This is a genomic window from Streptomyces sp. NPDC002104 (assembly GCF_053593795.1).
In genome coordinates this window covers 16,527-34,980 of the sequence record NZ_JBSFDF010000054.1, presented here as the reverse complement: position 1 = coordinate 34,980, position 18,454 = coordinate 16,527, and the positions used below count along the sequence as shown (strand labels likewise).

Sequence of the window (18,454 nt, the reverse complement as noted above, 5' to 3'; positions counted from 1 at the left end):
GTCGAGGAGGGGAGTCTCGGGGGCCGGCCGCCGGCCCGGGCACGGCAAAAGGGGGCGAGCGCGTCAGGCGGTGCGGCCGGCCGCCGGGATCTGCTGGGTGATGCAGTGCACGCCGCCGCCGCCGTACGCGATCACGCGCGAGCGGACTCCGACGACCTTGCGGCCGGGCAGCGCGGACGCGATGACGGCGAGCGCGCCCTCGTCCTCGGTGGTGCCGGCGATCGGGACGACGACCCCGCCGTTGGCGATGTAGAAGTTCAGGTAGCCGACCTCGGTCTCCTTGCCGTCGACCTCGACGAGGTTGCTCTGCGGCAGGTCGATGATCGTGAAGGGGCGGCCGGCGGCGTCGGTGGACCCCTCCAGGACGGCGCGGTTGACGCGCATGCGCTCGTAGTCGGGGTGCGCGGGGTCGCTCGGGAGCTGGACGACGACCGTGGCGGGGGCGACGAAGGCGCAGACGCCGTCGACGTGGCCGTCGGTCTCCGTGTCCAGCAGACCGCCGTACGGCAGCCAGATGACCTTGGTGACACCGAGGCGGGCGATCAGCTCGGCCTCGATCTCCTCCTTGGTCATGTCGGGGTTGCGGTTCGGGTGCAGCAGACACTGCTCGGTGGTGATCAGCGTGCCCTCGCCGTCGACGGTGATCGCGCCGCCTTCGAGGATCATCCGGGAGTCGACGCGGTCCACGTTCAGATGCGCCAGCAGGGCCGCGGCGATCTTGTCGTCGGTGTCGTAGGGGAAGTGCTTGCCGCCCCAGGCGTTGAAGCGGAAGTCCACGCCCGCCCGCCGGCCGTCCTGACCGAGCACGAAGATCGGACCGGAATCCCGGAACCAGGAGTCGTCGATCGGCAGCTCGATCACCTCGACGCCCTCACCGCACAGCGCGCGGGCCTCGTCACCGGCACCGGGCAGCGCGACCATGGTGACCGGCTCGAACTCCGCGATCGCGCCGGCGACCTGGGCGTACTCGACCTTGACCTCGTCGAAGACCTCGCCCCACAGCTCCTGCCGGGTCGGCCACGCCATCAGGCAGCCCTCGTGGTCCGTCCACTCGGCCGGCATGCGGAAACTCGTCATGATCACTCCTGTTTGAAAATTCAGTCAGTGTTCGTAAGGGGTGCCCGCATCCTCCACCGAACTGAAAATTCAGTCAATGGTTCTGGCCAAGCTGATGCGGAATCGGTCACACCGTGTGGCGGACGGACTGCGGAGAGGGCCCTGAACCGGCATGATCACGTCGTAACCCCCGGAAACGGGTCCCTGATGTTACGGTCAGGAAAAGCCCCAGGTGACGGAGTCGGCGGGTAGAGTGACCCTTCGTGTCAGACCGTCGAACGGAAATACTCAGAGCCGCCACGCGAGTGATCGCGCGCCGCGGCGTGCGCGGGCTCCGGGTGGGGGAGCTCGCCGCCGAAGCGGGCGTGTCCACCTCGCTGATCTACTACCACTTCACCGACCGCGCCGGGATCCTGCGCCGCACGCTGGAGTTCATCAGCGACCGCGCCGATCGCTACACGGCCGAACGCGAGGACGGCTCGGACGATCCTGAGAGCCCCCGCGACGAGCTGAAGCGGACCCTGCTCCTCGAACTCCAGGAGACCCCGGAGGTACGGGAGAACAGCACCGCCTGGGGCGAGTTGAGGGCCAGCGCCGTATTCGACCCCGACCTGCGCGAGGACGTGGCCAAGGCCACGCACAGCTGGGTCCACGAGATCTCCTACCTCCTCGCCCAGGCCCGCCCCACCGGCACGGCCCCCGAGCACGCGGCCGCCGCCGAGCGCCTGACGGCCCTCCTCGAAGGCCTCAGCGTCCGCTGGCTGAGCGGCTCGCTGCCCCTGGACCACGCGCGCCGCCTCCTCGCCGACGCGATCGACGGGGAACTGGCCGCGTAGGCCGTCCCCTCCGGACCGGCCGGCCGCGCCGATGATGATCACGGCTCGGCGGCCGCCCCTAGGCTGCGGTCATGGATCGTGAAACGGGCGGCGCGGCCGCCGCAGCGGTGATCGTCGGCGCCCTGGAGCTGGTGTCCGACCCGGAACGGGCGGCCCGGTTCGCCGCGGAGGCGCACGGGATCCTGGCCGAGCTGGTGGCCGGCGGCGCCGCGCTGGGCTGGGTCGAACCGCCCGGGGCGGACGAGGTGGCGCGGCTGCTCGACGGCGTGGTCGACGCCGTACGGTCCGGGGACGCGGCCCTGCGCGGCGCCTACCTCGGAGACCGGCTCGTCGGACTCGGGTACTGGCAGCGCTACGCCCGCCCGACCCACCGCCCGCACGCCGACCTGGAGAAGCTCGCCGTCGCCGCCGGAGCCCACGGGCTCGGGCTCGGCCGGGCCCTGACCGCCGCCCTCGTCGAGGACGCCCGCCGGGCCGGGATCGAGGTCCTCACGCTGGACGCCCGGGGTGACAACACCCGGGCCCTGCGGCTCTACGCCTCCCTGGGCTTCACCGAGTACGGGCGCCTGCCCCGCTTCGTCGCCGTCGGCGAACGCCGCTACGACAAGGTGCTCTGCATGCTGGACTTCCGCCCGTCGGGTGGGGGGAGCGCGCCCTAGGGCATCCCTATGGTTTCCGGGCGTCCGGGGAGTGCTGCGTCGCGGTGTCCTGCTCGCTGAGGTGGGTGTCCATGGCGGAGTTCAGGTCGGTCATGAACGAGTCGAACTGCTCCAGGAGTTGCGGCGGGTAGTGCGACATCGCCGCGTCGAGGCGGTGGGCGAGCGGGCCGAAGAACTCGTCCGCCCGTTCCTGGATGTGGCCGCCGCTGCGCAGGGTGATCACGCGCCGGTCGGTGTGCTCGCGGACGCGGGTGATGTGCCCCGCCGCCTCGAGGCGGTTGAGGAGCGCGGTGGTGGCCCCCGTGGACAGGGGGATGCGCTCGCTCAGCCGCGCCGGCGACAGGGGGGTGCCGCGCTCCTCGGCGGCGGCGATCTCCAGTACGGCGGTCGCGTCGGTGGAGTGCAGGCCCAGCCAGGCGGCGAAGCGCCGGCTGAGTTCGGCGTAGTGGCGGCCGTGGATCCTCAGCGATTCCATCAGCCGCTCGTGCTGCGCCGCGACCTCGTCGCGCTGCGCTTCCTCCATGGAGGCCCTCCGCCCTTCTCTCCTGCCGTGCCGTCCGCTGCGGTCCGCTGCCGTACGGTCCGCGCCGGCGGTCTGCTTTTGACAACCTACCGTCACCACTTTACCTTCACCATGGAACTATTCCATGATGGAGGTATCTGGCGTGCGTGACCCTTCCCCCACCCCCGAGGCGACCCCCGAGGCGACCACCCAGGCGACCCCCGAGCCCTACCGGTGGCGGTGGCTGATCCTGGTGGTGATGCTCGTCGCCGAGATCATGGATCTCCTGGACGCCTCGATCGTCAACGTCGCCGGCCCGGACCTGGAGCGGTCCCTCGGCGCCGGCTCCGTCGGCCTGCAGTGGGTGATCGGCGGCTACGCGCTCACGCTGGGCGCCGGGCTCGTGCTGGGCGGCCGGCTCGGCGACCGCTACGGGCGGCGCCGCATGTTCCTGCTCGGTCTGGCCGCCTTCACCGCCACCTCGCTGCTGTGCGCGCTCGTGCCGAACATCGGGGCACTGATCGCCTTCCGGCTGCTCCAGGGCGCCGCCGGGGCGATGCTGCTGCCCCAGGGGCTGGGCCTGCTGCGGGAGAACTTCTCCGGTCGCGAGCTCACGAAGGTCTTCGGGATCTTCGGGCCCGTGCTCGGGCTCGGCGGCATCGTCGGCCCGGTCCTCGGCGGCTTCCTCATCGAGGGCGACTTCTTCGGCCTCGGCTGGCGGTCGGTGTTCCTGGTCAACCTGCCCATCGGCATCGCGGCCCTGATCGTCGCCGCGAAGTGCGTACCGAAGAAGCCCGGCGACCGGACGGTGAGCATCGACGTGACCGGTGCGGCGCTGGTCGTGATGGCCTGCACCCTCCTCGTCCTGCCGCTGAACCAGGGGCAGGAGGACGGCTGGCCGCTGTGGACCTGGCTGTCCATGGCGGCCTCGGCCGCCGGGTTCGCCCTGTTCGCCCTGCGGCAGCGCCGTACGGCCGCGGCGGGCCGGGAGCCGCTGGTCACCCCCGGCCTGCTGCGCAAGCCCGCCTTCACCGTCGGGCTCGGTGCCATCGCCCTGTTCTTCGCCGGGCTCGTCGGCACGCAGCTCGTGCTGACCCTCTACCTCCAGATCGGCCGGCACTTCACCGCCGGCGACGCGGGGCTCGGCAACCTGCCGCTCGCGGTGGGAACGGCCATCGGCGGCGCGGTCAGCGGCGCCGTCCTCGCCGACAGGATCGGCCGCAAGGTCCTCCAGATCGGTCCGCTCGTCCAGCTCGCCGGCGTGACCCTGCTCTGGTTCGAACTCGACGGGCTGACCGCGGAGTCCTTCTCGATCTGGGACATCGCCCCGGGCGTGGCCGTTTCGGGCATCGGCGCGGGCATGGTCATCGCCGCCCTGTTCAGCTTCATCCTGGCCGCCGTGGACGACGACGAGATCGGCTCCGCCTCCGGAGTCCTGTCGGCGGTCCAGTCCATCGGGGGCTCCATCGGCGTCGCCGTGTTCGGCTCCGTGTTCTTCGACCGGGCCGAGGCCGGCGAGTTCACCAGTGGCTTCCACTACGCGCTGGTCGTCCAGGCCTGCCTGCTGGCCGCGTTCTTCGCCCTCACGTTCCTGCTGCCCCGCCAAGGACGTCCCGAGGACGAACAGCACGGCGTCGCCGCAGGCGACCCGTCCGGCACCAAGCAGGTCGCCGTGTGAACCCGGGACCTACCGGCTGCCGCCGCTGCCGTACGGGAGCAGAGCCATCTCGCGGGCGTTCTTGATCGCGGCGGCGAGCCGTCGCTGCTGCTGCGCCGTGACCCGGGTGACGCGGCGGCTGCGGATCTTCCCGCGGTCGGAGACGAACTTCCGCAGCAGATCGGTGTCCTTGTAGTCGATGTACGTGATCTTCGCCGCCTCCAGGGGGTTGGGGCGGGACTTCAGCCCTCGCGGAGCGCGCAGCAGGCGCAGTCGTTGACGAGCGGCGCCTCGCCCCGGGACCGTTCGCCCGAGGCGTCGCGCACGACGCGCAGCACGGTACCGGCGGCCGCCGTGGCCAGGTCGTGGTGGAGCGCGACGCTGCCGGGGACGGAGCGGAGCAGCCGGTCGACGACCTCCTTGCGGCCGACGATGACGACGGGCAGGCTCACTTGTCACCCCCGTAGCGGCGCTCGAAGCGCTCGACGCGGCCGGCGGTGTCCAGGACGCGGGCGGTGCCGGTGTAGAAGGGGTGGCTCCGCGAGGAGATCTCGACGTCGATGACGGGGTAGGTGTGGCCGTCCTCCCACGCGACCGTCTTCTCGCTGGTGGCGGTCGAGCGGGTGAGGAAGGCGAAGCCGGCGGCCTTGTCGCGGAAGACGACGGGTCCGTAGGCGGGGTGGATTCCAGGCTTCATGGCGTGCCCTTCAGGCCGGGGGGAGGGGCGGGGGTCAGCGTTCTTCGCGGAAGTCGACGTGCCGGCGGACCACCGGGTCGAACTTGCGCAGCACCATCCGGTCGGGATCGTTCCGCCGGTTCTTGCGGGTGACGTAGGTGTGGCCGGTGCCCGCGGTGGAGCGGAGCTTGACGATCGGGCGTACTTCGTTGCGTGCCATGGCGCTACTATACGGGAATGGAAATCGTTTTCAATAACAATCCCGTTCGAGAGAGCCCGGCGAGGGGCTCGCGCGGAACGAGAGGCGCAAGGCGATCGTCGAACGCCACGCCACCCGGGGGGCGGAGCTGAAGGAGATCATCCGGAGGACGTCCTCGACGGATGCCGAACGGGGGGGTGGCCGTGGCCGAGTTGCGGAAGCAGCCGCGCGACGCGAGCGCGACCGGGGTGCGCAACCGTGACGGTGTCGACGGGCGGCCGCGTGGCCACCTGCGGAAGTTCGGACTGTCCCGCGTGCGGATGCGCGAACAGGCGCACGCCGGATTCCTGCCCGGCGTCACGAAGTCGTCTTGGTGGACGCGGGGCCGGGCGGGGCCGCCGATCGTGCCGTATCGCCCTCACCGGGCGGGCGGGTTGCGGATCGGCGGCGCGGAGGGCGGTGCGTCCGTGCGGGGCGGGTTCGGGCAGGAGGTGCGGTGCCCCGGTGTGCTGCCGGTGTCGGTAGCGGCAGCGCCCCGGGGCCCACGGCCGGGCTCTACGGGCGCGGTTCGGCCATCGTGGAGCAGTGGATGCCGCCGCCGCCGGCCATCAGGCGGTCGACGTCGAGCTGGATCACGGTCCGGCCGGGGAAGGCGGCGGCCAGGGCCTGCTTCGCCGCCGCGTCCTTCGCGGAGTCTCCGAACTGGGCCGTGATGACGGCCCCGTTGACCACGTGGAAGTTCATGTACGAGTCGACGAACTCGGGATTCTTCGAGCGCGTGGTGTCGGGACCGTCGACCTTGATGACGGTCAGCCGCCGGCCGCGGGCGTCCGTGGCCGCGGAGAGGATCGAGAACTGCTCGCGGGCATCGCGCGCCCAGACGTCGTCGCGGCCCGCCGGCGGCACCTGGACCATGACCACGCCGGGACGGATGAACCGCGAGGTCACGTCGATGTGGTCGTCGGTGATGTCCTTGCCCTTGATGCCCGGCACCCAGATCATCTTGTCGGCCCCGTACGCGTGCAGAACGGCGTCCTCGACCTCGGCGCGACTCCAGCCCCGGTTGCGGTTCTTGTTGACGAGGCTGCTCTCCGTGGCCATCACGGTGCCGTCGCCGTCGGTCTCGATCGATCCGCCCTCGCCGACGAAGTCCGTCTTGCTGAAGGGGAGATGGGCCTCGTACGCGACGCTCTCCGCGACGTGGGCGTCGTAGGAGTGGGCCTGCTTGTTCCCCCAGCCGTTGAAGTTCAGGCCGATCGCGTCGAGGCCGCCGCGGCCGTCCCGGCGGAAGACGGGTGCGATGTCGCGCATCCAGAGGTCGTCGGTGCCGATGGCGGTGGTCACCGTCACGCCGGAGCCGCACCAGGAGCGGGCGGTGGCGGCGGTGTAGGCGTCCGGGGCGCACATGACGACGGGCTCGTAGCGCGCGATCGTCTTCGCGATCAGTGCGATGTCCTCCTGCACCCCGGTCAGCGCGCGGCCGCCCCAGATGGACGAGCGCGAGGGCCAGGACATCCATGTGCGGGCGTGGGGAACGTCGTCGAGGTCCACCCGCCAGCGCTGCACCGCCGCGCTCGGCGCCCGCAGCGCCCCCGGGGTCGCGGCGGCCGCGGTCCCCAGCGCGACGCCCGCCGCTCCGAGTCCGGCGGCTCCGAGGACGCGCCTGCGGGAGGGGGAGGAGCCGAAGAACCGGCCGAGGAGGGAGCGGCTGTCGTCGGGGGAGTCATGCATCGAGGGGCCTCCGGATCGGGTGGGGGTATGGCCGGGACCGGCCATGGTCCGACTCTGTCACTGACTGAAAATTCAGTCAAGACGCGGGGCGTGCGTGGCCCTTGGGTGGGGGAGGGGGGCCTGCGGGGCCTGCGGCTCGGGGCGGTCAGTTACGGGCGAGGCGGTCCAGCTCGGCGGCGATGGAGGACACCATCAGCTCACGGGCGTGGGGCAGGGGCAGGCTGCCGCTGAGCCAGCGCGTACTCAGCCCCTCGACCAGGGCGGTCAGCCGCTCGGCGGCGCCGGAGAGGGCCGCCTGCGGGGCCATGGGGCGGGCCTGTCCGAGGAGGTCGCCCACCTCCTGGATCCAGACGCGGGTCGCGCCGGCGAGGTCTTCCCGCAGGTCGGGGTCGAACACCGCACTGGCCCGCAGCTCTCCCCAGGCCGTGCTGTTCTCCCGTACCGCGGGGTCGTCCTGGAACTCCAGCAGGAGCGTCTGCTCCAGCTCGCCCAGGGCGTCGAGCGGCGGATCGGCGGGGTCCCGCTCCGCGGTGTAGCGGCCGGCGCGGTCGTTGATGAACTCCAGGGTGGCGCGGAGGATCCCCGCGCGGTCCTTGAAGTGGTAGTAGATCAACGCCGTGGACACGCCCGCCTCGGCGGCGAGCTCCTCCACGCGCAGGCCGCGTACGCCGCGCCGGGCGATGACCCGCGCGGCGCCTTCCATGATTGCCGTTCGACGATCAGCCACGGTCCGACACCTTACCCGGAGGGCGGGTGCTGCCGCCGAGGGGGATTGACTGAAGGTCCCGTCAGCCGGTCCGGTCAGCCGGTCCCGGCCGTGGTCCCGTCAGCGCTGGGTGGAGGTCTCGGCGGAGGTGAACAGTGCGTCGAGCCGGCGCGAGGAGAAGCGGCGGGTGTCGACCCGGAGGTGAGTGAACGTGGGCATCCCCTCCACGGCGGAGGTGTCGACGTGCAGGGACAGATCTCCTACGAGGCCGAGGGCGCGCAGGCGGGGAAAGACCTGCGGCAGCCGGTCGACCACCTGCTGCACGGCCCGGACGTCCTCTCCGTGCCAGAGACCCAGATCGGTGACCTGCGGCAGAACGGCGCCGGCCGGGAGGCTCACGAACGACGCCACGTCCAGGCAGAGCGCGTGGAGGGCGGGCAGTGCGGACAGCACCCGCCAGTCCTCGGCCGACGCGGCGGGGATCGCGAAGTCGAGGGACATCAGCCCGGTGTAGGGGGAGAGCCCCCTGAGTCCTCCCGCTGTCGGGCCCGTGAGGACCAGGCGTTGAAGAGGTGCGCTCGGGTGGAGGGTCTCCGCGGACCAGCGCAGTCCGGCCCGTCCCTCGATGTCGAGCGTCGTGAGCTCCGGGAGGTGCTCCAGCGCGCTCAGATCCATGGCGTCATGGTTCTGGATCTCCAGTGTCCGGATGGGGAGCCCGGCGAGCGGGGACAGGTCGACGAGCGCCGGACAGTTGGAGGCGCTGAACGACGAGAGCCTGGTCTGGCCGGTCAGGAATCCCAGATCCGTCACCGGGTGGTCCTTGAGCCTGAGCTCGGTCAGCGCGTGTCGGGAGAGGTACGAGACGAGCGTCTCCACGGAGACGAGGCTGCGGACGTCCAGGGATTCCACCGGAACTCCCAGCCGCTCCAGGTGGTGCACCTGCTCGTCATTGGTGACGGTGTGGCGCAGCCCCTGCGGGTCGAGACGGGCGATGACCTCTTCCGCGTACAAGGCGCTGTCGAAGCGGGCCCAGGACCACATGAGCTGACTGCGGACCTTGAGCGACGGGTGGGTCGCGTAGCTGCTCAGCAGGGGCACGGCGGCGTCGGACGGCACCCAGGAAGCCGCTACGACCGTGTGGTAGCCGGCCATCTCGTCCTGGTCGTCGGGGCCGTCAAGGAGGTCCAGGACCAGCGGACCGAGCTCCCCCAGGGCGCGGGCCTCGCTCTCGCTGCGCGGCGGGATCAGCCTGGCGGCACGTTCCTCCACCGCTCCGCGGACCGCCGGGTCCAGCGTCGTGGCGTGCTCCAGGCAGGCGGCGGCCAGGAGGTGGACGCGGAAGCGGACGCGCTGGTCCGCGGTGCGGTCGCCCAGGTCCAGCACGTCCTCGAAGAGGGACATCCGCTCGCGCGGCCGGGCCAGGGCGACCGCCATGCGGATGACGTCCTCCCACTGGTCGTCCGCGGCGTGCGCGGCGAGCAGGCCGAAGTCGCCCTCCTCCACCGCCGCCCGCGCTCCCAGGAAGTCCTGGAAGGTGCGGTGGACGAAGTGCACCGTCCCCGGGGTCGGTTCGCGGAGCAGGCCGCTGCGCTGGAGGAAGTGCTCGAAGACGGTCGGGGCGTCTCCCAGTGCCGCCGCCTCCGGGACGGCGGGGAGGCCCCGGCCGATGATGTCCTCGGCCTGGGAGCGGTCCATCTCCGTACGGCCGTTCTTGATCAGCCAGTACGCGAGCCGTTGGAGGAGTTCGAGCTGCGGCTCCTCCCGGAGGTCGGGGACGTTCATGTCCCGCTCGCGGTCGCGGCGGCTGATCAGCATCGAGAGGGCCGCTTCGTACAAGTCCTTGCGCCCGTGCGGGAGATAGCCGCGCCGGTCGCGGTGGAGCGCGCAGATCAGGCCGCACATCAAGGGGTTGGTGGCCAGCCTGCCGAGGTCGGCCTTCGAGCGGACCGCGCTGAGGAGCTGTGCCTCGTACGCGTCGAGTTCGGCCGCGGACTCGGACCCGCCGCGGGCGGCCGCGTGCCAGCGTTTGATGAAGGTGGCGGTGTCGGCGGGCCGCATGGAGGACAGCGCCAGTTCGCCGAACCCTTCGTCGGCGAGCCAGGCCTGGCCGACGGCCGAGGGGCGCGAGGTGACCAGCCAGCGGTTGTCGCCGCCGTACGTGTCGATCAGGTCCCGCAGCCAGCGGCGGGTCCGCTCCCGCTCCGGTTGCGGCACCTCGTCGATGCCGTCCACGAGGACGAGCCCCCGCCCCGCGGTCAGTACCCGGTGTTCCCAGCCGGCGGGCTGCGAGCCTGCGAGGGGGCAGCCGGTGGCGGTGAGGAAGTCCTTCGGCGGCGGGAGTCGTTCGCCGTGGCGGGTGAGCGTGCGGAGCGGGAGCACGAAGGGGATCCGGTCGCGGAGGTACGGGGGCCGGTCCGGGCGGTCCTGCTGCGCGGCGGTCACGGCGAGCCACTGGACGAGGGTGGTCTTGCCCGAGCCTGCCTCGCCCCGCAGAAGGACGCGGGGGGTGCGGGCCAGCGCCTGATCCGCGGGCTGGGGCTCCAGGGTCCGCTGCAGGGTCCGCTGCACCGCGAGGAAGTCGTCCGCGGTCTCGTAGGCGTCCCAGGAGATCTCCGTGCGTCCCAGCGGCGCCGCCTCCAGGCTCAGGTACGCCACGTCCAGCGGCCAGCGCGCCGGTGAGTTGCTCAGGTCTATGCCGTAGAGGGTGAGCTTGGAGTGCTTCCTCGCCAGGTAGGGCAGGTACGCCGCCTCGAACGCGGCGTCCGCCGCGTCGGGGAGCGGGGTGCGACGGATCAACTCGTCTGTTTTTGCCGTAAGTTCGGCGACCGCCTGGGTCTGGCCCACCAGTGCGTGCGCCGTGAAGGTCTTGCGCTGGGTGAAGAACTCCAGGATGTGCAGCGAGGCCACGCCGAGCAGGGCCTCGTAGAAGTGCGTGGCATCGGCGGAGAGGTGGCGCTCCGGGCGGTCGGCCGCGCGGCGCAGTGCGCGGGCGAAGGCCTCCGGGCCGAGGCGGACGGCGTCGACGTCCGTGATCGTGAGATCGCCCAGGGCGTGCAGGGTCGCGGCGAGGGCGTCGGTGACGGCCTCGTGCTCGTCGTCCGGGATCCGGCGTTCGCCCGTGCTCAGGCCCTGCTGGACGAGGGTGGCGGCCAGGGTGCGGACGTCCGACGCGGTGAGGGTGCGCTTCTCCCCCTTGAAGGAGACGTACCCGGAGAGCCGGACCGGCTTGTCGACCAGCCCCGCCCCGGGGGCCTCGGCGACGAAGAACTTCCTGACGAGCGGGCCGATCACGGCCGTCGCCAACTTGAGCCCGATGGCTGTGGGTTCCACGTGTGCCCCCCGTAGAGCTGTGCCGGTGCCGCCCGACGCGATTCTAGAGTGCGCCCTGCTCGGGCCGCCGGGCGAGCGGGCTACGGCATCATGGCTCCGGGATCGGGCGAGGGGGGAGCGCGGTGGCACAGGACGAGGTGCGCGGCAGTGTCGTGGTGGCCGGGCGGTACCGCCTGGAGGACCGGCTGGGCCGGGGCGGGATGGGCACCGTCTGGCGGGCCACCGACGAACTGCTCGGGCGTCCGGTCGCCGTCAAGGAACTGCACGCGGGCGAGGGCGACGGGGACGGTGTGGCCGCGGGAGCGCTGCGCGAGGCGCGCGCCGTGGCGCACGTACGGCACCCCCATGTCGTCGTGGTCCATGACGTCGTCGAACACCACGGTCGGCCCTGCATCGTCATGGAACTCGTCGACGGCGGTTCGCTCGCCGACCTGATCTCCGCCGGGAAGACCCTCACCCCGGTCGAGACGGCCAGGACCGCCCATGCCCTGCTCGGCGCCCTGACCGCGGCGCACGGCCGGGGGGTGCTCCACCGGGACGTGAAGCCGGCCAACGTCCTCATGGAGTCGGGGACCGGCCGTGTGGTGCTCACCGACTTCGGCATCGCCCGGTTCTCCGGGGCCACCACCATCAGCCAGACGGGCGCCTTCATCGGTTCGCCCGAGTACACCGCTCCCGAGCGGATGCAGGGCGCCGAGGCCGGACCGGCCGCCGACCTGTGGTCGCTGGGCACGCTCATGTGCACCGCGCTGACCGGGGAATCGCCCTTCCGCCGCGATTCACTGGGCGGCGTCCTGCACGCCGTCGTCTCCGGGGAGATCCGCCCACCCGCCCAGGCGGGGCCGCTGCTGCCGGTCATCCGGGGCCTGCTGGAACGCGACCCGGAGCGGAGGATGGCGGCGGCCGAGGCGGACCGGCTGCTGTCGGCGTACCTGTCCGGCGGCGGCCCGGCCGGGCCGGGGGCCGTACCGGCCGGGCGGGGGACCGTACCGGCCGACCGCAGGCCCGTACCGGCCGACGGGCCGCCGGCCCCACCGGCCGGGGACGCCCCCGCAGCCGGACCCGCCGCCGGACCCGCGCCAGCGCCCGTGTCCGAGGGGCTGACGGCGCCGGCCGTGGCTCCGCGCCCGACGGCCAGGCAGCGCGTCGCCACCCGGCCGGGCCTGCGCCTCGGGCTGATCGCGGCCGCCGCGGTCCTGGTGGCGGCCGGGGTGGTCGTGGGCGCCGACCCGCTGAACCTGCTGTCCGGAGAGAACGAAGCGGGGCGGGAGTCGCGGAGCGCGCCGGCGGCGCCCGGCGGCACGGCCGGCCCCTTCCCGACCCCCGGCACTTCACGGACCCCGGGCCCGTCCTCGGCGCCGAGCCCCTCCTCGGCCCTGAACGGCCCGGATTCCACGCCGAGTCCGGGGGGCGGGAGCCCGGGCGGGCCGCCCTCCGGGTACCGGACCGTCGCCGATCCGCAGGGCTTCGCCCTGGCGGTGCCCGCGGGCTACCAGCGGGCCACCGACGACCAGCGGGTCTTCTACGTCTCCCCCGACGGGGCCTTCCGCATCGGGATCCGGGTGAAGATGCCGGTGGCCGGCGGCCCGCTCGGTGTGATGCGGCAGGCGCACGCGAACGGCCCGGACACCAACGCCGGTTATCGCGGCGGTTCGGTCGTCGCGACGACCCGCCACGAACTCCCGGCGGCGCTCTGGGAATTCACCTGGAACGGCTTCGACCCGGCCGAGGGGGCCCGGCACACCTACGACCTCTGCTGGGACCAGAACGGCCGGATGTACGACATCTGGGTCTCCGCCCCGGTGGGTGAACGCGACGCGGCCAGGCGTCACTTCGACACCGCCGTGGCCACTTTCGTCCCCGGCGCGCCCCTCTCCGTCACTCCCTGACCCGGTCAGGTGCGCAGCACCACCAGCCCGTCCTGCCCGCCCGCCGTCCGCAGGCTGCCCGGGGCCAGCGGGGCGAAGGTGCGCGGGAGCGCCAGGCCCGGGGCTCCGTCGTCCGGCGGCGCGTCGAAGAGGTACGCCGCCTCCGAGGCGCTGTCGCTGACCAGGTGGGGTCCGTCCGCCCCGCCCGTGCCCCGCGTCAGCGGGGTCCGGAACGCCCTGCGCAGCTGGCGCAGGGTCTCGGCCGTGACCGGCAGCGGCACCGGCATCGGTATCGGCGGGGATTGCGGCTCCGACCGGGAGTCCGGACGGAGCTCCGGCCGCGGCTCCGACGGGAGGCCCGACGGGAGGCCCGAGGGGAGGTCCGGCCGATGCTCCGGCCCGTCCGCGCCGGTGGTGTCCGCCGTCCCCGCCGCCGCCTCCGGGGAGTCCGCGCCGTCGGGCGGGATCGCCCCCGCCAGCAGCAGGGCCAGGAGCACCGGAACCGCCTTGCGCCGGAGGGCGTCGGTGGCCCGGCCCAGCCGGTGCGCGTGCCCGCCGGGCAGGGACAGCGCGAGGCTGCCCGCCGCGTCGCCGAGTGCGAGGGGGACCGCCGCGCACACCACGCCGGGGGCGTACTCGCGCAGGTCGAAGACGGGCGCCCCCGGTGCCACCGCGTCGAGCGCGCTGAACAGGGCCCGGCTGTCGGTGATGGTCCGCTCGGTGAGCCGGGCGGGCCGGTGCCGGGCCACGTGGTCGGCGCGGCCGTCGTGGTCGAGCTGGCTCAGCAGGCACTTGCCCACCGCGCTGGCGTGCGCCGCGTCCCGGAAGTCCACCCACTCCCGTACCGGCGGGGCGCCGGGTCCGTCCGCCATCTGGGTGATCCGGACCTCCCCCTCCGCGTACCGGCTCAGGTAGACGGCCGCGCCCGCGCTGTCCCGCGTGAGGGCCAGCGTGCGCTGCAACTGGCCCGCCAGGCCCCGGCCGCCCGGGGCGGCGAGCCGGTCGAGGGCCGGCCCGGGGGCGTAGACCCCGGCGCCGGAGCGGTACGCGTACTCCTCCTCGCAGAGCATCGACAGCAGCGGCCCGAACTCCGCCTCGGCCAGGCCGGCCTCCCGCGCGAGCCGCCCGGCCCGTACGCCGAGCGGCCGCCGCTGCAGGACCCGTACGACGGCCAGGGCGCGCCGCGCGGCCGCCAGCGCCTCGCCCCCGCCGGGCTGGACGACGGTCCCGCGGGCCGCCGCCGTCAGCGCGGGGTGGCGCAGCGGGCCCGGCCCCAGCCGGCCCGCCCCGGGCCGGGGCGGCCGCGGTGCGGCGGCCGGCGGCCGGAACGCGTCCAGCGCCCGGGACAGTCCGGGCCTGGGCAGCGGCACCGGGCCCAGGTCGGGGTCGTCGAGCTGGTCGACGTAGCGCAGGACGGCCGCCTGCGCGCACAGCCGTACCTCGCGGAGCTCCCGCCGCCCGCCCGGCCGGAAACGGCGCCGGCCCAGCTCCCGGGCCCAGACCCGGGCGTCGTGGTGCTCGCCGCGGCGGGAGTGGTCGAGGAAGAGGCAGTACGCGGCGTGCGTGGTGCGGCTGCGCCCGGAGCCGGCGGCGAACTGCCACCAGAACCGGGCCCCTTCGCGCAGCCCCGCCAGGTGCAGCAGGCAGCCGAAGACCACGGCTCCGGGCAGGTCGGCGTGGCCGCCGCTCTGGAAGGCGTCGAGCCGCTCCCGGGCGCCGGTGGCGCACACGGAGGCCAGGCAGGCGGCCTTGAGGTCGCGTCCGGCCCGCTCGGAGTCCAGGGGCAGATCGCGCAGGGGGTCGCTCCAGCCCAGGGTGCGGCGCCGGGCGTGGGGTCCGCCGCGCCTGGGGACCGGGGCGGGGAGCGGCTTCTTCGAGCCCGCCGCGGCGGAGCCGGCGCCGCGCAGCAGGCGGGCTTCCGGGGTGGTGGAGCCGGCGCCGCGCAGCAGGCGGGCCTCCGCCGCGCCCAGGTCGTAGTGCGGATAGCGGTCGCGCACGCTCGCCCGGGCCAGGAACTGCTCCAGGGAACGCGGGAGTCCGCCGTCCTCGCGGCGGGTTCCGCGGCTCGTGTTGCGGTTCATGACTCGGCCGGGGTGTCGAGCAGCCGGGCGAGCCGCCGCTGGGCCTGGCCGAGCTGCGAGCGGACCGTGGCCTCGTCCACCCCCATGATCGCGGCGGCTTCGCCGGGGGTGCACTGGAGTCCGTACCTCAACAGCACGGTGTCGCGCTGCCGTTCGGCGAGCCGGGAGACGGCGGAGTAGAAGCGGATCGTGTCGGTGAGCACCTCGTACTGGTCGGCTTCCGCGGGGGCCTCCTTGAGCGCCGCTTCGAAGGCACTGGTGTCCATCGGCTCCGGGCAGGGGCTGCGGCGGAACTGGCGGTCGATCAGCCGCTGTTTGAGGACGGTCCACGCGTAGGCGTCGAGCCGGTCCATGTGCAGCATCCGCAGCCATTCGCACATGATCGAGTCGAAGGCGGCGTCGACCGCTTCCTCGGCCGCCGCGTCCGAGCCCAGTTGCAGGTACGCGAACCGCATGTAGGCCGGACGCCGGTCGGCGTGGAAGGCCCAGTAGGACAGGCGCGCCGTCGGATTCCACTGGCTCATGGGCGCCGGCCGCCGTCGCCGGCTCGGCAGACCCACGGCCCCGCCGCCGGACTCCTCCGGAAGACCGCTGCCATCGCTCACCGCTCCACCCCATCCCGTGTGCGGGGCAAGGAAATCAGCGCGGGCGCACTCGGAGGGCGCAGAGACGAAAGCTGGAGGAATTACGTTCGGTGATGATCACCTGTTGATCGATGTCGATCGCGCACCCGCTCAACCAGCGCAAACGCATATGCCGTTCTCCCGTGCGCCCGTTTCGTTCGGTCTCGGAGGGCACGGCGTGTGACCATCCCAAGATTCACTCGTTTGTCGGAGGGTGGGTACAACACAGCGATTCGGTTCCACCGCCGTGGAGCAGGCCGAGGCCGTCCTCGTCGAGCACTACCCCCAACTGGTACGGCTCGCCTACGTGACGCTCCCGGTCACCCTGGGCCGTCATACCCGGGTACTCCTCGCGCACAAGGCGGTCCAGCGGGCACTCCCGCGCGGCGGGCGCGGCAGCACCCAGGCTCCGGCCGGGCCCGACGGGCCGGGCGGCCCCCTGACCGAGGTGCGCGTACGGGTTCTGCGCGCGAGCCTCGCTCCGGCCGGCCGGGCCCGTCTCGCCGCGGCCGGGCTCGGCTGGCCACCGGTGCCGCCCTTCGTCTGGGGGCTGCGGCTGTGGCCTCCGGCGGGCGGGATCGACGAGCCCGCCCGGGTGCTCGGCGCGGCGCCCGGGCCGGTCCGGGCCGCGTTCGTCCTGCACGGCATGGACGGCCTGCCCGAGGAGGCGGTGGCCCGGCTGCTCGCCGCGGCCGGGGTGGCCGACCCCGCGGACTCCGTACGGGAGGCGCTGGCCGCCTGGCACGCGTGGGAGGGCGGCGCCGGGCGCTCGGAAGCGGGCCCGGGCGCGGTCGGCGGCGGTGCTCCGCCGCCGGGCCGCGGAGCGTGGGCCCGGCCCGTGGCGGATGCGCCGGCCGGTGCGGTCCCGCGCGGGGCCGCGGGGAGCGCCGATGGGCGAGCAGGGGGGAGCACCGCTGGGGAAACGCTCCTGCGGGGCCCGGGCGGCGCCGGGTTCGACGCCGCCGTCGTCAGTGCCCGCCCCACCGACCTGCTGCGCCGCAGGCGCCGTACCCGGGCCGGCTGGACCGCCGCGGCCGCCCTCGCCCTGGCCCTGGCCGCCGGGCTCCTCGCGGCCGACGGGTCGCCGCCCCGCCCCGAGGTGTCGCCGCTCGCCGGACCGGCCGTCGCCGGGGCGCTGGACCCCGCCCGGCTGGTCCGCGTTCCCGCCGAGGCCTGGGCGGACACCGCCCGCGTCGACTTCACCGCCTGGCCCGCGCGCGGCGCCCGCACCGCCGACCGGGGCCTGCTGGCCCGCGCCCTGGGGGCATGGGCCACCCGGCCCCGGGAGGTGGAGGTGACGGCCGCGCCGGGGACGGCCACCGATGCCCCGCCGCGCGCGCCGCAGCTCCTGTACGCGGGGGACGTAGCCGGCCGGGCGGTGGTGGTGCTGCTCGACGGGGACCGGGTGGTCCGGTACGGCGAGCCCGCAGACGGCGCCGGCGGCGCCGACGGCCCGGCCGGGCCGCGGGGCAGGGAACTCGCCTTCGCCCGTACCGACGAGGCGAACGTGACCACCGCCGCCGCGCTGACCCTGAGCCGTTCCCCCGGCGGCGGGAGCACGGACGCGGGCCGGGCCCGGTACCTGCTCGCGCCGTGGATCGCCCGGGCCGGCACCCGCGACCTGCTGCGGACGGGGGAGGCGGCCACGCCGCTGGCCGTCTCCGCCGACGGGGTCACGGAGGAGACCGCGGTCCCGCGTACGGACGGAGCGGAGGGCGCCGGCCGCAGCGGGGCCTGCGCGGCCTGGCCCGTACTGGAGCTGACCTCCTCCGCCCGGATCGTGGAGAAGCACGCCTTCGTCCTCGCGGACCTGGGCGCGCTGACCCCCGTACACCTGACCTACACCCCGCTGCCCGACGGTCCGGCGGCCGTGGCGGCGCGCCAGCCGCGCGAGGCCACCGGCCCGGCCGCCCGGGCGGCGTGGGCGCCGGTCGCCTGCCGGCTGCGGGAGTACCGCGGCGGCGGGGTACGGGCCGTCAACATCTGGGACTTCGCCGGCTCCGAGCTCCCCGACGGCGCGGGACGGGCCGTGTGGACCTGCACCCGTGCCTCCGGCTGGGCCGGCCCGGGGGACGTCCTGGTCCAGCTGCGCCTGCCGGCCGGAGCTCCGCAGGACGTGGCGCGGTCCCGCGGGACCGCCGCGTGCGGACGGTTCGGGCAGCACCTCCTCGCGGGCACCCGGTGGAGGTCGCCGGCCGGCCGCTGGTACCTGCTGGCGGCAGGCAGCCGCGAGGTCGCGGGCATCACCGCGGCCGGCTCCGTCCGCGCGGAGGCGGCCGGCCGGACCCTGGCCGTCCCCGTCGCCGGTCCGCAGGGCCCCGCGGCCACCCTGACGGGCAGGCTCGCGAGCGGCGCCCGGATCACCGCGATCGACGGCGCCCGGGGCGGCCGCGACTGACCCCCCGTCTCCGCGGACGGTGTCCCACCGGGGATGGACGGCGGTCCGGGCGCTGCCCGGCCCGCTGTACCATGGCCGCAGCGCGAGGGCCGTGACGGAGAGGTCACAGTCCTCGCTTTTGCATTGCACCCG

The 18,454-nt window shown here is 74.1% G+C and carries 14 protein-coding genes and 3 pseudogenes; 6 read left to right on the top strand and 11 right to left on the bottom strand.

The annotated features are described in order from the left end of the window. Positions 1-63 precede the first annotated feature (63 nt). Entirely contained in the window at positions 64-1,077 is a 1,014-nt protein-coding gene (locus ACWCP2_RS32015; RefSeq protein WP_450912057.1) for an agmatine deiminase family protein, read from the bottom strand. Positions 1,078-1,319: 242 nt separating this feature from the next. Here ACWCP2_RS32015 and ACWCP2_RS32010 point away from each other — a divergent pair, with 242 nt between their 5' ends. Continuing rightward, positions 1,320-1,892, top strand: coding sequence for a TetR/AcrR family transcriptional regulator (locus tag ACWCP2_RS32010; protein ID WP_450912056.1), 573 nt, complete (start codon positions 1,320-1,322; stop codon positions 1,890-1,892). 71 nt (positions 1,893-1,963) lie between these two features. Further along, positions 1,964-2,551 (top strand): N-acetyltransferase family protein, encoded by a 588-nt coding sequence (locus ACWCP2_RS32005; protein ID WP_450912055.1) that lies wholly within the window; start codon positions 1,964-1,966, stop codon positions 2,549-2,551. A 7-nt stretch (positions 2,552-2,558) separates the two neighbouring features. Here ACWCP2_RS32005 and ACWCP2_RS32000 read toward each other — a convergent pair whose 3' ends face one another. After that, complete coding sequence (locus ACWCP2_RS32000) at positions 2,559-3,074, bottom strand: MarR family winged helix-turn-helix transcriptional regulator (protein ID WP_450912054.1); 516 nt, start codon at positions 3,072-3,074, stop codon at positions 2,559-2,561. A gap of 142 nt (positions 3,075-3,216) precedes the next feature. Between ACWCP2_RS32000 and ACWCP2_RS31995 the strand changes: the two genes are divergently transcribed. Next, positions 3,217-4,731: an MFS transporter gene (locus ACWCP2_RS31995; RefSeq protein ID WP_450912053.1), complete on the top strand. Its 1,515-nt coding sequence runs from the start codon at positions 3,217-3,219 to the stop codon at positions 4,729-4,731. Between the two features lie 9 nt (positions 4,732-4,740). Here ACWCP2_RS31995 and rpsR read toward each other — a convergent pair whose 3' ends face one another. From rpsR to rpmG, 4 genes and pseudogenes are all read right to left on the bottom strand, one after another. Continuing rightward, entirely contained in the window at positions 4,741-4,983 is a 243-nt protein-coding gene (rpsR, locus tag ACWCP2_RS31990) for a 30S ribosomal protein S18 (protein ID WP_450912085.1), read from the bottom strand. Continuing rightward, a pseudogene (locus ACWCP2_RS31985) lies at positions 4,959-5,162 on the bottom strand (cobalamin biosynthesis protein CobW); the annotation flags it as partial. The pseudogene ACWCP2_RS31985 and the gene rpsR, both read right to left, overlap by 25 nt. Continuing rightward, positions 5,159-5,407 (bottom strand): type B 50S ribosomal protein L31, encoded by a 249-nt coding sequence (locus ACWCP2_RS31980; protein WP_450912052.1) that lies wholly within the window; start codon positions 5,405-5,407, stop codon positions 5,159-5,161. The gene ACWCP2_RS31980 and the pseudogene ACWCP2_RS31985, both read right to left, overlap by 4 nt. Positions 5,408-5,441: 34 nt before the next feature. Continuing rightward, positions 5,442-5,606 (bottom strand): 50S ribosomal protein L33, encoded by a 165-nt coding sequence (rpmG, locus tag ACWCP2_RS31975; RefSeq protein WP_375933416.1) that lies wholly within the window; start codon positions 5,604-5,606, stop codon positions 5,442-5,444. A gap of 94 nt (positions 5,607-5,700) precedes the next feature. Between rpmG and rpsN the strand changes: the two are divergent. Beyond that, positions 5,701-5,959: pseudogene (gene rpsN, locus ACWCP2_RS31970) on the top strand (30S ribosomal protein S14); the annotation flags it as partial. A 181-nt stretch (positions 5,960-6,140) separates the two neighbouring features. Here rpsN and ACWCP2_RS31965 read toward each other — a convergent pair. The 3 genes from ACWCP2_RS31965 to ACWCP2_RS31955 form a co-directional block, all read right to left on the bottom strand. After that, positions 6,141-7,316, bottom strand: a complete 1,176-nt coding sequence (locus ACWCP2_RS31965) for an agmatine deiminase family protein (protein ID WP_450912051.1) — start codon at positions 7,314-7,316, stop codon at positions 6,141-6,143. A gap of 145 nt (positions 7,317-7,461) precedes the next feature. Beyond that, positions 7,462-8,043, bottom strand: a complete 582-nt coding sequence (locus ACWCP2_RS31960; protein WP_450912050.1) for a TetR/AcrR family transcriptional regulator — start codon at positions 8,041-8,043, stop codon at positions 7,462-7,464. Positions 8,044-8,142: 99 nt separating this feature from the next. After that, on the bottom strand, positions 8,143-11,352 hold the full coding sequence (locus tag ACWCP2_RS31955; RefSeq protein WP_450912049.1) for an NACHT domain-containing protein: 3,210 nt from the start codon (positions 11,350-11,352) through the stop codon (positions 8,143-8,145). 122 nt (positions 11,353-11,474) lie between these two features. Between ACWCP2_RS31955 and ACWCP2_RS31950 the strand changes: the two genes are divergently transcribed. Then, positions 11,475-13,241: a serine/threonine-protein kinase gene (locus ACWCP2_RS31950; RefSeq protein ID WP_450912048.1), complete on the top strand. Its 1,767-nt coding sequence runs from the start codon at positions 11,475-11,477 to the stop codon at positions 13,239-13,241. Positions 13,242-13,696: 455 nt separating this feature from the next. Here the strand turns inward: ACWCP2_RS31950 and ACWCP2_RS31945 are convergent. Together ACWCP2_RS31945 and ACWCP2_RS31940 are read right to left on the bottom strand one after the other, a co-directional pair. Then, a pseudogene (locus ACWCP2_RS31945) lies at positions 13,697-14,416 on the bottom strand (IclR family transcriptional regulator domain-containing protein); the annotation flags it as partial. A gap of 881 nt (positions 14,417-15,297) precedes the next feature. After that, on the bottom strand, positions 15,298-15,825 hold the full coding sequence (locus ACWCP2_RS31940) for a sigma-70 family RNA polymerase sigma factor (RefSeq protein ID WP_450912047.1): 528 nt from the start codon (positions 15,823-15,825) through the stop codon (positions 15,298-15,300). 313 nt (positions 15,826-16,138) lie between these two features. Here ACWCP2_RS31940 and ACWCP2_RS31935 point away from each other — a divergent pair, with 313 nt between their 5' ends. Continuing rightward, positions 16,139-18,322 (top strand): hypothetical protein, encoded by a 2,184-nt coding sequence (locus ACWCP2_RS31935; RefSeq protein WP_450912046.1) that lies wholly within the window; start codon positions 16,139-16,141, stop codon positions 18,320-18,322. The last annotated feature ends 132 nt before the right edge of the window (positions 18,323-18,454 follow it).

Excerpts from the sequence above, each read along its gene's own strand:
- ACWCP2_RS31965 (WP_450912051.1), bottom strand. The coding sequence starts at position 7,316 with ATGCATGACTCCCCCGACGACAGCCGCTCCCTCCTCGGCCGGTTCTTC.
- rpmG (WP_375933416.1), bottom strand. The coding sequence starts at position 5,606 with ATGGCACGCAACGAAGTACGCCCGATCGTCAAGCTCCGCTCCACCGCG.
- ACWCP2_RS32005 (WP_450912055.1), top strand. The coding sequence starts at position 1,964 with ATGGATCGTGAAACGGGCGGCGCGGCCGCCGCAGCGGTGATCGTCGGC.
- ACWCP2_RS31940 (WP_450912047.1), bottom strand. The coding sequence starts at position 15,825 with ATGAGCCAGTGGAATCCGACGGCGCGCCTGTCCTACTGGGCCTTCCAC.
- ACWCP2_RS32015 (WP_450912057.1), bottom strand. The coding sequence starts at position 1,077 with ATGACGAGTTTCCGCATGCCGGCCGAGTGGACGGACCACGAGGGCTGC.
- ACWCP2_RS32000 (WP_450912054.1), bottom strand. The coding sequence starts at position 3,074 with ATGGAGGAAGCGCAGCGCGACGAGGTCGCGGCGCAGCACGAGCGGCTG.
- ACWCP2_RS31980 (WP_450912052.1), bottom strand. The coding sequence starts at position 5,407 with ATGAAGCCTGGAATCCACCCCGCCTACGGACCCGTCGTCTTCCGCGAC.